Origin of the sequence: Acinetobacter lwoffii (genome assembly GCF_019343495.1) — a bacterium.
GTDB lineage: Bacteria > Pseudomonadota > Gammaproteobacteria > Pseudomonadales > Moraxellaceae > Acinetobacter > Acinetobacter lwoffii_P.
Genome location: NZ_CP072549.1, coordinates 2,329,861 through 2,344,830, shown reverse-complemented (window position 1 = coordinate 2,344,830; position 14,970 = coordinate 2,329,861). Strand labels below are relative to the sequence as shown.

16 protein-coding genes are annotated in these 14,970 nt (G+C 43.3%); 10 read left to right on the top strand and 6 right to left on the bottom strand.

Annotation, left to right across the window (positions count from 1 at the left end):
- Positions 1-31 precede the first annotated feature (31 nt).
- Complete coding sequence (gshB, locus tag J7649_RS11055; protein ID WP_071850283.1) at positions 32-982, bottom strand: glutathione synthase; 951 nt, start codon at positions 980-982, stop codon at positions 32-34.
- Positions 983-1,125: 143 nt separating this feature from the next.
- Between gshB and J7649_RS11050 the strand changes: the two genes are divergently transcribed.
- The 4 genes from J7649_RS11050 to J7649_RS11035 all read left to right on the top strand — a co-directional run bounded on the left by J7649_RS11050 (position 1,126) and on the right by J7649_RS11035 (position 4,608).
- Positions 1,126-1,326: a DUF3565 domain-containing protein gene (locus J7649_RS11050; RefSeq protein ID WP_005250311.1), complete on the top strand. Its 201-nt coding sequence runs from the start codon at positions 1,126-1,128 to the stop codon at positions 1,324-1,326.
- 124 nt (positions 1,327-1,450) lie between these two features.
- The gene (locus J7649_RS11045; protein WP_228738641.1) at positions 1,451-1,762 is read left to right on the top strand and encodes a hypothetical protein; all 312 of its coding nucleotides are present in this window, start codon (positions 1,451-1,453) and stop codon (positions 1,760-1,762) included.
- Between the two features lie 145 nt (positions 1,763-1,907).
- Positions 1,908-3,674, top strand: a complete 1,767-nt coding sequence (locus J7649_RS11040; RefSeq protein WP_219308034.1) for a copper resistance system multicopper oxidase — start codon at positions 1,908-1,910, stop codon at positions 3,672-3,674.
- Positions 3,661-4,608, top strand: a complete 948-nt coding sequence (locus J7649_RS11035; protein WP_219308032.1) for a copper resistance protein B — start codon at positions 3,661-3,663, stop codon at positions 4,606-4,608. Before J7649_RS11040 ends, J7649_RS11035 begins: the two co-directional genes overlap by 14 nt.
- Positions 4,609-4,779: 171 nt before the next feature.
- Here J7649_RS11035 and J7649_RS11030 read toward each other — a convergent pair whose 3' ends face one another.
- Positions 4,780-5,112, bottom strand: a complete 333-nt coding sequence (locus J7649_RS11030) for a hypothetical protein (RefSeq protein WP_005105347.1) — start codon at positions 5,110-5,112, stop codon at positions 4,780-4,782.
- 546 nt (positions 5,113-5,658) lie between these two features.
- On the opposite strand from J7649_RS11030, the gene J7649_RS11025 reads away from it, so the two are divergent.
- Positions 5,659-5,868, top strand: a complete 210-nt coding sequence (locus tag J7649_RS11025) for a cold-shock protein (protein WP_004281299.1) — start codon at positions 5,659-5,661, stop codon at positions 5,866-5,868.
- Positions 5,869-5,922: 54 nt separating this feature from the next.
- On the opposite strand, the gene J7649_RS11020 is transcribed toward J7649_RS11025, so the two are convergent.
- On the bottom strand, positions 5,923-7,074 hold the full coding sequence (locus J7649_RS11020) for an IS4-like element ISAbe18 family transposase (RefSeq protein WP_004645517.1): 1,152 nt from the start codon (positions 7,072-7,074) through the stop codon (positions 5,923-5,925).
- Between the two features lie 607 nt (positions 7,075-7,681).
- Between J7649_RS11020 and J7649_RS11015 the strand changes: the two genes are divergently transcribed.
- Complete coding sequence (locus tag J7649_RS11015; protein WP_004645517.1) at positions 7,682-8,833, top strand: IS4-like element ISAbe18 family transposase; 1,152 nt, start codon at positions 7,682-7,684, stop codon at positions 8,831-8,833.
- A gap of 53 nt (positions 8,834-8,886) precedes the next feature.
- Here the strand turns inward: J7649_RS11015 and pyrE are convergent, their stop codons facing one another.
- Positions 8,887-9,537, bottom strand: coding sequence for an orotate phosphoribosyltransferase (gene pyrE, locus J7649_RS11010; RefSeq protein ID WP_005267676.1), 651 nt, complete (start codon positions 9,535-9,537; stop codon positions 8,887-8,889).
- A gap of 40 nt (positions 9,538-9,577) precedes the next feature.
- On the opposite strand from pyrE, the gene J7649_RS11005 reads away from it, so the two are divergent.
- Positions 9,578-10,396, top strand: coding sequence for an exodeoxyribonuclease III (locus tag J7649_RS11005; protein ID WP_219308029.1), 819 nt, complete (start codon positions 9,578-9,580; stop codon positions 10,394-10,396).
- Positions 10,397-10,869: 473 nt separating this feature from the next.
- Positions 10,870-11,220 (top strand): Spx/MgsR family RNA polymerase-binding regulatory protein, encoded by a 351-nt coding sequence (locus J7649_RS11000; protein ID WP_219308027.1) that lies wholly within the window; start codon positions 10,870-10,872, stop codon positions 11,218-11,220.
- A 73-nt stretch (positions 11,221-11,293) separates the two neighbouring features.
- On the opposite strand, the gene J7649_RS10995 is transcribed toward J7649_RS11000, so the two are convergent.
- Positions 11,294-11,731 carry a DUF2147 domain-containing protein gene (locus tag J7649_RS10995; RefSeq protein ID WP_005105342.1) on the bottom strand — a complete coding sequence of 146 codons (438 nt, stop codon included), beginning with the start codon at positions 11,729-11,731 and terminating at the stop codon, positions 11,294-11,296.
- Between the two features lie 156 nt (positions 11,732-11,887).
- On the opposite strand from J7649_RS10995, the gene J7649_RS10990 reads away from it, so the two are divergent.
- Positions 11,888-12,799, top strand: coding sequence for an alpha/beta hydrolase (locus J7649_RS10990; RefSeq protein WP_219308014.1), 912 nt, complete (start codon positions 11,888-11,890; stop codon positions 12,797-12,799).
- A 62-nt stretch (positions 12,800-12,861) separates the two neighbouring features.
- Here the strand turns inward: J7649_RS10990 and J7649_RS10985 are convergent, their stop codons facing one another.
- Positions 12,862-13,431, bottom strand: coding sequence for an FMN-dependent NADH-azoreductase (locus tag J7649_RS10985; protein ID WP_005267680.1), 570 nt, complete (start codon positions 13,429-13,431; stop codon positions 12,862-12,864).
- Positions 13,432-13,773: 342 nt separating this feature from the next.
- Between J7649_RS10985 and J7649_RS10980 the strand changes: the two genes are divergently transcribed.
- Positions 13,774-14,970, top strand: a complete 1,197-nt coding sequence (locus tag J7649_RS10980) for a GGDEF domain-containing protein (RefSeq protein WP_219308012.1) — start codon at positions 13,774-13,776, stop codon at positions 14,968-14,970.

Sequence of the window (14,970 nt, the reverse complement as noted above, 5' to 3'; positions counted from 1 at the left end):
AAGCAGACTCTTTTTTCACCTGATTTTGCTTTTAAACCTGATTGGCCTGACCTGCTTCCAGCACGGCAAACAGATCATCTGCAATCGAGGTGCCAAACTGGGTGTCAATTTCACGGATACAGGTTGGACTGGTTACATTAATTTCAGTAACATAATTTCCGATCACATCCAGCCCTACAAAGACCAGACCTTTTTCTCTGAGATACGGCCCTACTTTTGCTGCAATGGCTTTGTCATTTTCAGTCAGGGGGCGTGCCTCACCTAGGCCACCCGCGGCCAGATTACCACGCACTTCACCATTTTGTGGAATACGGGCCAGACAATACGGCACTGGCTCACCATTAATCATCAGGATGCGTTTATCGCCTTCGACAATTTCCGGAATATAACGCTGCGCCATAATCGGCTGGGTACCATTATTGGTCAGCATTTCAATGGTTGAACCGATGTTGATGCCATCCTGATACAGGCGGAAAATCCCGGTGCCGCCCATACCATCTAGAGGTTTTACAATCACATCGACCTGTTCTTTGAGAAATTCACGGATCAGGCTTTGCTGCGAAGTCACCAAGGTCGGAACTTGCAGATGCGGGAACTGGGTCGCGAACAGTTTTTCATTACAGTCACGCAGGCTTTGCGGTTTGTTGATGATCCATGCCCCTTCGCGCTCTGCCTGCTCCAGAATATAAGTGGTATAGACGAAGTTCATATCAAAAGGCGGATCTTTACGCATCAAGACAACGTCATAAGCAGCGATCGACTCTTTGCGTTTTTCACCGAGTTCATAATAATGGTCGTAGTCTTCAAATACCTGTAACGGCGCGATCAGACCAAAGGCCTTGCCCTGATCGATATATAAATCTTGCTGCAATGCATAACCGAGTTCATGCCCGCGACGGGCTGCTGCCCACAGCATGGCCATGGTCGAGTCTTTCTTCAGGTTTACATTTTCAATGGGATCCATCACAACAAGTACGCGCATGTGTCTCTGCTCTTTTTCAAAAAATGACTTGGCAAGGAGTATAGCTTGTGTGGATTCTTTTGTTTATGGTGATTTTGCATGACTTATTTTGTATAGGTTTTTAGATAGATGCTCAGGCAATTTGAGCTCAAGGGAGGTATGCCATGCAACAGGCCATTATCGGTTTTCACCTGGATGAGGAACAGCATTGGGTTGCAGAACTGGCCTGCGGACATGGCCAGCATGTGCGACATACCCCGCCCTGGCAAAATCGCCCATGGGTGATGACCGAGCAAGGACGTAAAGAAAAACTCGGGATGCTGCTAGACTGTAGAAAATGCGAAAAGTGCGAAACTGAAACCTGAACCTATGAAAAAAGTAGTATGTAGGTGACCTAAAAAATAATCTTGTCCAGAATTTGCTAATTTGAGTTACTGCGTTTATGCTTTTATTGCTCAAACATGCAGCGCATTTTTTCAGGGTGTACTTTTGCTCATACGGCTCGTCAAACAGATCTGGTTGGTGATGCTTGTGGTTTTTGCCATAGGCTGGAGCAGTGTGTCTGTCGCATCTGCAAACACCATGCATCTGGTTATGCCGTCTGAAAAAACGAATCCTCATTGTCTGGAAATGACAAAACCCTCTGCTTCTCACTCGCTGCATAAGACTGATCATCATCAAGATCAGGAACTGATTCAGCCGGACTGTGTCAGTGACAGCAGTCATCAGATTGTCTGGATTGTGGCACTATGGCCTGCCAGAACTTGGTCACCAGCCTGCCCATTACAACGCCCGAGTTAAGCGTGCCTGATCACGGTTATCCGGAAAAAACCCTCCTCCCTGCTTACCATGCCCAGCACCTTGCCGGTTACTGGCAAGAAATCCTGCGCCCACCCAAAGCTTGATCCTGAATTTTTAAATTTTTTTATTCATTAAGGATTAAGTTATGTTGCTTAAAATCAGTCAAAGCCTGTGTCTGGGCTTCGGTCTCATCTCGTCGTCTGCCTTGTTTGCAGCCGTAAAAGAATATCATCTGGTCATTGATGAAAGCCCGATCAATCTCACCGGAAAGACGGTCAAGCGTATCACTGTAAACGGAAAATTCCCTGCACCCTTGCTGGAATTTGAAGAAGGTGATGATGCGGTGATTCATGTACAAAACAACCTGAACAATCAGGATACCTCGCTGCACTGGCATGGCCTGCTCCTGCCCGGGCTGATGGATGGTGTCCCCGGATTTAACGGTTTTCAGGGGATCAAACCGAAACAGTCTTTTACTTATCGCTTCAAGGTTCGTCAAAACGGCACCTACTGGTATCACGCACATTCCAAAGGTCAGGAACAGGACGGCCTCTATGGCGCATTGGTGATTCGCCCCAAAGCCCAGACATTGCTACCTGCACATGAACAAACCGAACGGGATTATGTGGTGATGCTGTCGGATTTTCACGAACAGGGCAGCCAGCAGATTCAGAACAATTTAAAAAAATCGGCCGAATATTATCAGAACCAGCGCGAAACCGTTGGCGATGTATTTAAGCAGGTAAAACGTGACGGTCTCAAGGCCACCTGGTCAGACCGCAAGATGTGGAACCAGATGCGTATGCTGAAAACCGACCTGTCTGATGTTACCGGTTATACCTTTCTGGTCAATGGAAAAACGCCGCAACAAAACTGGAGTGGCCAGTTCCAGCCCAATGAAAAAGTCCGCCTGCGTTTCATCAATGCTTCCGCCATGTCATTTTTCGATGTGCGTATTCCCCAGCTGAAAATGACCGTGGTCAGTGCCGATGGACAACCGGTGCAGCCGGTCAATGTAGATGAATTCCGTATCGGAACTGCTGAAACCTATGATGTGATTGTGGAACCCACTGCAGCGCATTACCAGATTGAAGCGGAATCGATCGACCGCTCAGGCTTTGCCATTGGCAGTCTGCATCAGGCAACTGATTCAAGTAAAGCCCCGGCTCCGGTTCAATTACCAACACCGCGCCCTCGTGCCTTATTGACCATGGAAGATATGGGACATGGCAAACAACATGACATGTCACATGACACACACAGCAGTCAGACCATGCAGACTGCCACAAGTGAACATGATCAACATGCCCAGCACGACATGCATGCAAGTCATAATGCCATGTCCGGAACCAATCAGCCTCATCAGCCGGTTGAGGGCTGGGCCAATATGTCTACGCCTGCAGGGCACAAAGCCTTGCAATATCAAGACCTCAAAGCCCTGACACCGCAACCTGATACCCGCGCAGCAGAACGTGAACTGGTGATTCGTCTGGGTGGAACCATGGAGCGCTACATCTGGACCATGAATGGTAAAAAATTCAGTGATGCCGAGCCACTTCAAGTGAAATATGGCGAGCGGATCCGGCTGAAATTTATCAATGACAGCATGATGGCCCATCCGATGCATTTGCATGGCATGTTTATGCAGCTGGAAAATGGTCAGGCTGCTGCAAATATGCCAAATAAACACACCGTGATTGTGCCGCCCGGGAAAACGGTGACCACCCTGCTCACAGCAGATGAACTGGGAGAATGGGCGATTCACTGCCATCTGCTCTATCACATGAGTGCTGGCATGATGAACAAGCTGATTGTGGCGCATGTGAATGATGATCAAGCATCTCACCCTTCTTCACAAAAAATGCCGTCAAAACCAGCAGCAGCTGAAGGAGCAAGCCATGCACATCACTAATCTTTTTCTAAAGTCAGTGCTCAGCAGTGCACTTACCCTAAGCAGTCTGAGTGTTTTTGCGGCAGCTTCTAGCGAGCATACGGGTCATAATGAACATCAGCATCATAGCGGACATCATGCCATGCAAAACATGACTGATGACCACGCACAGCATACTGAAACAGTAGATGCTGCATCTTATCAACCACCACCAAAGTTATCACATCAACCGCATGCGCCGAGCATACCACAAAATTCAGTCAGTTCTGCCAGCGAACATGATCATCGTAAAGAACATGGTGCACAGATTTATAGCCAGATTATTCTGGACCAGAAATGGCAGCATAGTTCAGAGGGAAATGGGGCATTCAAGTCCAAGAACCAAGCCAGAATTGGCACGGATGAAAATAAAATCTTCCTCAAGCTAGAAGCCGACAAACATGAATCGCATCAGGCCGAATATGATGCCAAAGTGCTGTATAGCCGAAATATTTCCGATTTCTGGGATGTGCAGACCGGGGTGCGCTATCGACAGGAAAATTTAGCCGAGCCTGCTACACAACAGCAGAACGAGCGCTTCGATGCAGTATTTGGGCTACATGGCCTGGCCCCCTACTTTTTCGAAACGGATGCTCATGTTTATGTCGGTGAAGATGACTTTGTCGGATTAAAACTGGAAACAGAGCGTGACCTGTTATTGACGCAGAAACTGATTATGCAGCCCTTTGTCGAACTGGATGTCATCCTGAATGATCAGGCAGCGAATGCGAAAAAAACCGGCCTTAGTCATGCAACCTTGGGTCTGGAAACACGCTATGAACTGAGCAAAAAGCTCATGCCTTATCTGGAAGTCGGTTATGAATACAGCAAAGGCAACCAACAGACAGCCTGGCAGCAAAGTTCTGATTCAGAAAAAGGCTGGATCTATGGTGCAGGTCTAAGAATGATGTTCTAAATTTTTGATACAGAAAATTATGCAGCTACGGGATGTGAAACGCCATTCATGTCCCGTAGCGCTATGGCACTATACATTTGACTGAGAAAGATTTTTTAAGCCTATGAACTGTACATGCGATGCTTTTCTGCACTTTCCCACTCATTAAGAGACTTGTTATTTTGCGAAAAACTAGTCTTCATCGCCTTGATTTCTACTGTTACTTTTAGCCACCAAAGTGCCTAACATAATGATAAAGGTACTCACGCCGCCAATTAACAGGCTCATCAGCCCCATTTCCAGCATAAAATTGCTATCGCCAGTCTCAGGGGCACCCCATAGAAATTGAAGACGATCGCCAAAAACAAAATTGATTGCACATACAATCAGAAAACCAATCAAGGTGGCAATCAGTAAAGTGACCACCAAGTTCTTCCACATTTTACATCCGACGAACAGGATGATCATGGCCAGTCCAACCATGGTGATGATGGATATAAGTAACACACTGTTCCAGTAATCCATGAGACTCACTCGTATTTGGTTTTAAATTAAAATCAAGAAATTCTTATAGTTAATTTTTCCAATTGAATTTTAATATAGGTGGATTTTTATACACAAACAATGACGATAACTATCTTAAAACTACAAATACTAATTTACCCAAAGTTATAAAATACACTGACTTAGTAAAATCTTGCTGGGTACTGAACGATTTTGATTAACATAAAGTAACACAAACACAACGTGTATTTATTGTTTAGCTTCGCTAAAGTTTAAATGCAAATGATAAAGCTCAAGCGAATCAGCTTGAAATGCTTTAAAAAACAAGAATTGAGCTACTTTTATAAGAAAAATAAATAATAAATATAAAAAACTTGAATATTTTCTGATTTAGGCTATGCTGTCTTTAACTAGAAAAAAGCGTTGTTTAGTTAAGCTTCTTTAAGTGCCGCAGTATTATTTATAATCCTCAGTTTTTTCAGATCTTTATTTCAATTCTTGTTGTTTTTCCAAGTTATCCATAGTCATTTGCATGACTAAAATTATTAAAATTTAACAGGTTATATTATGTCTACTACAGTTACCGGTACAGTAAAATGGTTTAACGAAACTAAAGGTTTTGGTTTTATTCAACAAGAATCAGGTCCTGACGTTTTTGCACACTTTAAAGAAATCAGCAGTTCTGGTTTCAAAACTTTGTTTGAAGGTCAGCGCGTTTCTTTTAGCGTGGTTGATGGTCAAAAAGGTCCAAATGCGATCAATATCGTTGCGCTATAATTTAGCACAGCAATAAGAAAAAGCACCTTCAGGTCATTGCTGTCCCACAATTTTTCACAAGAGGAAGCTCATTTGAGCTTCCTCTTGTTTTATGGGTATTTTATCGGGTGAAAATAAAGCTTTTAAAGTTCTTCTTTCAAACAAATTCACTTGAATTATTCTGAGTAAACGTTGAACTGTCCAACCTGTTTTCCCTAAATGTTGAGCGAAACTCACCAATAAATAGGCGATCATCGCAATCCAGATTTGTGTCTGAATTGCGTTCCTGCTGCGGCCTAGAAACGCTTTTAATTTGAGATTCTGCTTAATCGCCTTAAAGAACAGCTCAACTTTCCAACGATCTTTATAAATCGCCGCAATGGTGGAGGCGGCTAAATGAAAGTTATTGCTGAGAAAGCTAAAGTGCTTGCCACTTTGCTGATCTCTATATTCAATTCTTCTTAACACTGGGGCTTTTCTTTTTAGGGCATGTGCGCTATTCAGCTGAATGGTTTCATCTTTTAGAATACCTTTGGATTCAAGCACTGGATGTTGCTGGATCACCTGATACACAGATTTAGGCCTAAAACGTGTGACAAATCCAATGTTTTGAGCAGTCAGATTTGCATACCATTGGTAATCGACATAGCCTTTATCAAAAACTACAATGCTGCCAGCAGGAAACTGGAATTTGCGGCCTTGTACCATGTCATTTTCTTTGCCATTTTCAACTGCAACAAACTCAGGAATATCATTGCTGTGATTCAATCCTATGCTGAGTTTCATGCTGGCTTTTGAGTCGTGAACTTTGGCCCATTCACATAAGGAAAGCGACAGGTCAATATGACTGGCATCCAAGGAATACAAGGGATTCTTAAAGCGAAATTTATGAGCTACTTTTGAGTGTTCATAGTATTTAAGCAACTTGTGAAATAGCTGTTGATACAAGGCAGCAGGCTGCTGCTCATTGATTCGTGCCAGCGTGCTTCGGGGAATAGACTTTGCTCCGAGATGACTTAGCTTTTCCTGTTGGCACTCCAAATTGGATTGAATATCTCTCAGACTTTGTCTACAAGAGAATTGAGACATCAATATGGCAATAAACTGATCCCACCGGGAAGCCGCTCTAAATTTCTGTCCAACATGGTGTACTTTAGCAAGTTGTTCAAAATCCTGTCGCACAACAGGTTTAATTAGCTCATGAAATACGGTATTCTGATGTGACAAAACCTGAATCCTGGTCGTTAAAGTGTTTGTTTGCACTCATATTTTAACTGTTAGGACTCAGGTTTTTTTATTTAAAGCAAACTATGGGACAGCAGTGCCTTCAGGTGCTTTTTTTAGCTCTGAAGATTCATAATTTTGGTGAAAGGTTTTCTACTCCTCTATTTAGCTCATTAACAGTGAATTTTTAAGAATCATGTTCTGAATCATTGCTGTTGTAAGCGTTGCTCTATAAAGAAATAGAAATGAAAAACCCCTGGCATCTGCCAGGGGTTTTCCGTATGGGTTCGCTTAGTATAACTCCTGTCGTACCTTACTTTCCTTGTATTTATCTATTGTTATTCTTGTGTGGAACCTCCTGTTCCTGTTAAAGCCATCATAGGAAATTTCCACTATTCAAAACAGCCGCAAAGTGCTGGAATTGATGTAAGCGAATGCTTACAAGAATAGACAGAGATAATAAATTTCAAATACTTAGAAAATCGAGCATCTATAAAAAAAGGAAGCTCAAGCCACTGCTGTCCCATAGTTTGCTTTAAATAAAAAAACCTGAGTCCTAACAGTTAAAATATGAGTGCAAACAAACACTTTAACGACCAGGATTCAGGTTTTGTCACATCAGAATACCGTATTTCATGAGCTAATTAAACCTGTTGTGCGACAGGATTTTGAACAACTTGCTAAAGTACACCATGTTGGACAGAAATTTAGAGCGGCTTCCCGGTGGGATCAGTTTATTGCCATATTGATGTCTCAATTCTCTTGTAGACAAAGTCTGAGAGATATTCAATCCAATTTGGAGTGCCAACAGGAAAAGCTAAGTCATCTCGGAGCAAAGTCTATTCCCCGAAGCACGCTGGCACGAATCAATGAGCAGCAGCCTGCTGCCTTGTATCAACAGCTATTTCACAAGTTGCTTAAATACTATGAACACTCAAAAGTAGCTCATAAATTTCGCTTTAAGAATCCCTTGTATTCCTTGGATGCCAGTCATATTGACCTGTCGCTTTCCTTATGTGAATGGGCCAAAGTTCACGACTCAAAAGCCAGCATGAAACTCAGCATAGGATTGAATCACAGCAATGATATTCCTGAGTTTGTTGCAGTTGAAAATGGCAAAGAAAATGACATGGTACAAGGCCGCAAATTCCAGTTTCCTGCTGGCAGCATTGTAGTTTTTGATAAAGGCTATGTCGATTACCAATGGTATGCAAATCTGACTGCTCAAAACATTGGATTTGTCACACGTTTTAGGCCTAAATCTGTGTATCAGGTGATCCAGCAACATCCAGTGCTTGAATCCAAAGGTATTCTAAAAGATGAAACCATTCAGCTGAATAGCGCACATGCCCTAAAAAGAAAAGCCCCAGTGTTAAGAAGAATTGAATATAGAGATCAGCAAAGTGGCAAGCACTTTAGCTTTCTCAGCAATAACTTTCATTTAGCCGCCTCCACCATTGCGGCGATTTATAAAGATCGTTGGAAAGTTGAGCTGTTCTTTAAGGCGATTAAGCAGAATCTCAAATTAAAAGCGTTTCTAGGCCGCAGCAGGAACGCAATTCAGACACAAATCTGGATTGCGATGATCGCCTATTTATTGGTGAGTTTCGCTCAACATTTAGGGAAAACAGGTTGGACAGTTCAACGTTTACTCAGAATAATTCAAGTGAATTTGTTTGAAAGAAGAACTTTAAAAGCTTTATTTTCACCCGATAAAATACCCATAAAACAAGAGGAAGCTCAAATGAGCTTCCTCTTGTGAAAAATTGTGGGACAGCAATGAGCTCAAGCTTCCTTTTCTATGCCAATCCAGGCTTAGATCCCGTATTTAACACGGTAATCTTCCATTTTCGCCAAAGCTTCTAGGTCGCCTTTCGCTTCCAGATAGTCCATTAAATCTTTCATGGTAATTAAGGCATGTACAGGAATCTCAAGCTCTTGCTGCACTTCCTGAATGGCAGATAAATCACCCTGACCTTTCTCCTGACGATCAAGCGCCACAAGTACACCGGCAATTTGGGCACCGGCATTTTTCAGGATGGTCACGACTTCACGAATCGCTGTGCCTGCCGTAATTACGTCATCAATGATCCAGACTTTTTTACCTTCTACAGAAGCACCAACCAATACGCCACCCTCGCCATGATCTTTGGCTTCTTTGCGATTAAAACCCCACGGCACACTCACGCCATGATTTTGCGACAGAGCCACCGCGGTCGCTGCTACAAAAGGGATACCTTTATAGGCAGGGCCAAAAATCACTTCAACATGGTCACATTCAGTCAGTTTTGCAGCATAGCCAGAAGCCAGCAGTGTCAAGGCTTCACCATCATTTAACAGACCCGCATTAAAAAAATAGGGACTCACACGTCCCGATTTTAAAGTAAACTCACCAAATTTAAGCACACCGCGTGATAATGCGAGTTCGATAAAAGCTTGCGGGTTAAACTGAGCTGGCGTTGACATGAGGTGCTCCTAAATCCATTAATTAAGGTAAGACTTGCGCATGATACCAAAGAGTAGCTATTCAGGTGATCAAAAAATTCTTCGCGTCGTTTCAATTAATGTCAACGGCTTACGCTCATCTGTCACCAAAGGTCTATTGGAATGGATGGAACAGTCGGATGCCGACGTGATTTGCATACAGGAAAGCCGGATCACGCATGCGCAGTGGACGGACAAATTCAAGCCTGAAGGCTGGTACACGCACCTGTTTCCTGCCGAGCGTCCGGGTTATGCCGGTACGGCCATTTATAGCCGTCTGCCTTTTGTGTCTTTAACTGATGGCCTGGGTTTTGAACTGGCCGATTCACAAGGCCGTTTTATTGCCGCTGAATTTGACTTGGGTCTAGAACAAACCGTACAGATCTGTTCCCTGTACCTACCTTCCGGCTCATCAGGCGATGAAGCACAAGCGCGTAAAGATCACTTTCTGGAAGAATACGCAAAAATTCTGAAACAGTGGCGCGATGAAAATAAATCGGTGATTGTCTGCGGTGACTATAATATCGTGCATAAACGTATTGATATTAAAAACTGGTCGGGCAACCAGAAAGCCTCGGGCTGTTTACCGCATGAACGTGCCTGGCTAGATCATATCTACGATGAGCTTGGTTATGTCGATACTTTCCGTGAAGTCCGCAAAGAAGCCGAATTATACTCCTGGTGGTCAAACCGTGGACAAGCACGCGCCAAGAACGTTGGTTGGCGGATTGATTATCATGCCTGTTCTCCGGACTGGAAAGAGCGCACTGTTAATGCCTGGGTCTATAAAGAACAATGGTTTAGCGACCATGCCCCAGTGATTATCGATTATAAATTATAATTTTCATTATTTAATTCAGTGAACACACGTTCACTGAATTAAGGTTTATCTCTTACATAACATGACGTATTTTTTGGGTTTATCTCAATGTAATAACATAGCATTATAGCGCTACGGCACAAGGACATGTCAGGACGACAACACAAGGACAGGACGCCGTAGGACGAAAATAAAACAGACTATAGATTTAGCTTGTTTTGCATGGATGTGACATTGGACGTTGGATTGAGACCCGCATGATCAGGATGATTAAATGCGGGTTTTCTATTTCTATCATTCCCAAATTTTTATTTTTCTTATTATTTAGATTGTTCTTTTTCTTGCTGCTCATGTTAAAGCTGCTTGATGTCATTTTGATGACATGACTTTTCTGGTATTTAAAATTTTTTCTTTTTTTTCATTTGCTTTTGCATGGTTTGCTGCTGCCAATTTGGTTAAGCTAGTTCATGATTTAAATTTTTTAGATGGCAGCTATGTTAAAAATTTACGGAATTAAAAATTGCACTTCGATGAAGAAAGCCTTTGATCTACTGACTGAGCAAGGTCTGAGTTATGAATTTCATGATTATAAAAAACAGGGCATCGATGCTGAAACCATCAAAACCTGGCTGGATGCCTTGGGTCAGGACGTGGTCCTGAATAAGAAAGGCACCACCTGGCGTAAACTCAGTGAAGAAGAGCAACAAACCGCCCTGTCGAGTGAAAATGCCTTAATTAATGCATTAACCACCCATACCAGTTTAATCAAACGTCCAATACTGGCAACCTCTACAGGATTTATTGCCGGTTTTAATGAAACGGTTTATCGTGGCTTAGACCGCTAATATCTTGTATTGAATAACACTCATAAAAAAAGCCTGACATTGGTCAGGCTTTTGTATATCTGCTTAAAATAAATTAGTTGGCACGAATCCAGGTCTGGTTACGACCCAATGCCGCTACGCCGATGAAACCACGTAGCTCAAGTTTCTTGCCACCGTCTGCCAGCTGGCCTTTCAACTTATAGGTTTTACCGGATTGCGGATCCAGGATCGAACCGCTGTCATAGCTAGTCCCGCCAGCATTTTTTAGACCTTTAACAATGGTCAGGCCTTTCAGAGATTTGTTGTGATATGGACCTTCACATTTCTTGCAGGCATTTTCTTCACCTGGAGTTAACACAGACTGAATACTGGCTGACAAAGTGCCGTTCTTTTGTTCAGTGAATTTAACCATGGCCTTAGGCTGCTTGGTTTTATCATCAATGGTTTTCCATACCGTGCCATTTAAAGGATCCGCGGCATTAGCCAGTGCAGATAAGCCTAGTAGTCCTAACGTAAGCGCTATTTTTTTCATTTTTCTTCATTTCCTTAGTCTGAAAATAGACCCATGTAGTATTAAAAAGTCACAACAATTTTTCAATTTTTAGCTGTGACTATTTAGTGTAACCTTGTAAATATGGTTGGTAAATAATCTACACGATCAATAAAAGCACAAAAAGATGGAAGGAAGATGAAGATAAGCCCGCTAACGAAACAATTAATTACAGAAAGCTTTTTAAAAACGGCCATTCGTGCCCCGAGCAGATTCAGTCTTCCACCGAGTTCAATGCGCATTGCTCTGGAACAGATGTGCAAACTTTTCCCTCAGGATAAAACGGTACAGATTCGCTCGCTCCGACTGGCCGGACTGCGCGCGGAAGAAATTAAGCCGCAGCAGGAATCGACCCAGCTGATTTTTCATATTCATGGCGGCGCATTTTACTTAGGTTCTTTAAATACCCATCGCGCGTTTATGACTCAAATTGCGGCTCGAACCCAGATGCAGGTACTGCATGTCGATTATCCGCTATCACCTGAATCTGCCTATCCAGAAGCATTAGAAGCCTTGTTTGATGTCTATAATCTGCTGCTGGATCAAGGTGTTCAGGCCAAAGATATTATTCTGTCCGGCGATTCTTGCGGTGCCAATCTGGCCTTGGCGCTGGCACTCAAAATACAGCAGGAAAGTCTGCCACAGGTCAGCGGTCTGATTTTGCTATCTCCACTGCTGGATTTAACGTTGACCAGTGAATCTTTACGTTATAACCAGAAGCATGACGTCCTGCTGTCTCTGGAAACAGTTCAAACTGGGATTGAATATTATGTGCCGCGTTCGATTGATCGGGGTGATCCGGAAGTTTCTCCCTTTTTCGCCGATTTAACTGGTTTGCCACCGATTCATATTCAGGTGGGTTCCAAGGAAATTCTGCTGGATGATGCTAGCCGTTTTAAAGAAAAAGCGGAGCAGGCAGGTGTCGAGGTCGAATTTAAACTGTATACCGGCATGTGGCACAACTTCCAGATGTTCAGCGCCTGGTTCGATGAAGCCAAACAGGCGCTGACCGATCTTGCAGAATTTGCCCATCGTCTGGATCGGGATTAAGCATGATTTAGCATATAAAAAGGGTCAGCCGTAGCTGACCCTTTGAAAAGAGGTTTTAGGTTTTAAATGGCCTGAACCTGCTGCAATGCAGTTTGTAGCGCTTGGGCTTTAACCGCTTCTCCCATGTTCACCCCTTCAGCACGAATCACTTCAATATCATTCACGCCAGTAAAGTTAAATACGGTTTTCAAGAAAGCCTCCTGAAAATCAGCCGGGCTTTGCTCACCATACACACCACCACGGCTGCTGGCGATATACACTTTTTTATTGCCCGCCAGACCCACAGGACCTTGTTCGGTATATTTAAAGGTGCGTCCCGCGACACAGATCCGGTCAATCCAGGCTTTCAGGGTCGATGGCAAACCGAAGTTATACATCGCTGCACCAATCACCACGACATCCGCCTGCAAATATTGTTCTAAAATTTCCTCGCCCAATGCCGTCTGTTCTGCATTCTGGCCCATTAAAATTTCGGCGGTAAGATGGGGAATAGGCTGTGCTGCCAGATCCAGATATTCAACCTCAATGGCCTCAGCATATTTTTGCTGCAATTGTTCCACCACGGCCTGAGTTAACTGACGCGAAATAGAAGCATCTCCTAAAATACTGGAATCAATCTGTAAAACTTTCATGGCTTCGCTCTTTATCTTTGGTTGTTTCTAACAATGCAGCCATTTTAACGATTGACTATATTGAAATAATTAGTACAAATAAAACACATCATCCTGAATTTAGAACAAAACTGTATACCTCTTAACCTCTTTAATTTTGATTAAGACCCTTTGACATAGCCTGGATCACTTGCGCTATCGGCAAAGACTGAGCAGATCAGATATCAACTAAATCACAAAAATGTTTTAAATATTGTTGTTTATCAAGCATTCAAACTTATGTTATCTTGTGTAAATAAAGTTATAAATATCCAATAAGTCTTAAAAAAAATCTGCCATAACAATTAAAGTCAGACCGGGACCATGAAGCGAATATCGCCTGTATTAGAAAAAGTGCTAAGACACAGAATCAAGAAATATCTGGTCGAAGATGAAGTCGTGATGAACTGGCGCATCCTGAAGAAATGCATCCTGATGCTGACCTTGGGATGCGGAGTACATCTGACCTGGCTCGGCTGGGATATTTTCGTGTTATTAAATCCCGAATATTGGCAATATGTTCATCTAGAACGGGTCTATACACAAATTACTCTGAACAGCAGCTTTCTGGTAATTCTATTTCTCCTGATTTTTCCCTGTTATAAATTTCAGGGGAATCGTCTGGTGGAACGTTATCTGCCCTATCTGGCAGTCGGTACCTTTGTGGTTTCGCTGTGCCGGGATGCCTATATTGTCGGCGTGATCAGTCCGGTCGCTACCACCGCTTACGTCTGCTTAATTATGGTCGGTCTGGTACTGTTTCATCGCACGCTGGTCTATAGCATGCTGATTCCTGCCTCCATTTTTCTGGGCGGATGCGCCTATTTAAGTTTCAGTCATCAATTGCCTTATTCACCGCTATTTAATATCGATGACAAGCTTTTCTATAATGGTTTCTGGCTGTTATCGATGCTGTATTTCATTTTGCCAATTCTGGCCGTCTGCATGGTGTTATTCGAGATTCTGCTCAGTCAATGGCGTCATCGCGAGCAGCTGATCAAACAACTGAGCCAGATTGATCCACTCACCAACCTGTTTAACCGCCGTAGCATCAACCAATGTCTGGATAAACTGAATGCTGCAGCCACTCCCAATTATGCTTTAGTATTATTAGATCTGGATCATTTCAAAAAAATTAATGATCACTATGGCCATCATAAGGGTGATGAAACCTTAGTCGAAGTGAGTGCTGTGCTGAACCAGCAATTGCGCGAAAGTGATGTGGTCGGCCGTTTTGGCGGGGAAGAATTTATTTTGGTGCTTAAAAATACCAGTCTGGAAAAAGCCGAGCAAGTGGCTGAGCGCTGCCGCATCGCCATTCAGCAATTGCAGATTTTCAGTGATGAGGGTGAACTGATTCCAGTCACCGCCAGTTTCGGGATTGCCATTTCTAGCGCGGAATTACGCCCGCAACAATTATTGAGTCAGGCCGATCAGGCGCTCTATCAGGCCAAAGCCGGCGGACGTAATCTGGTCAAAGCCTATGCTGAACCGGTGCCAGCACAGATGCAGGTTTCTTAA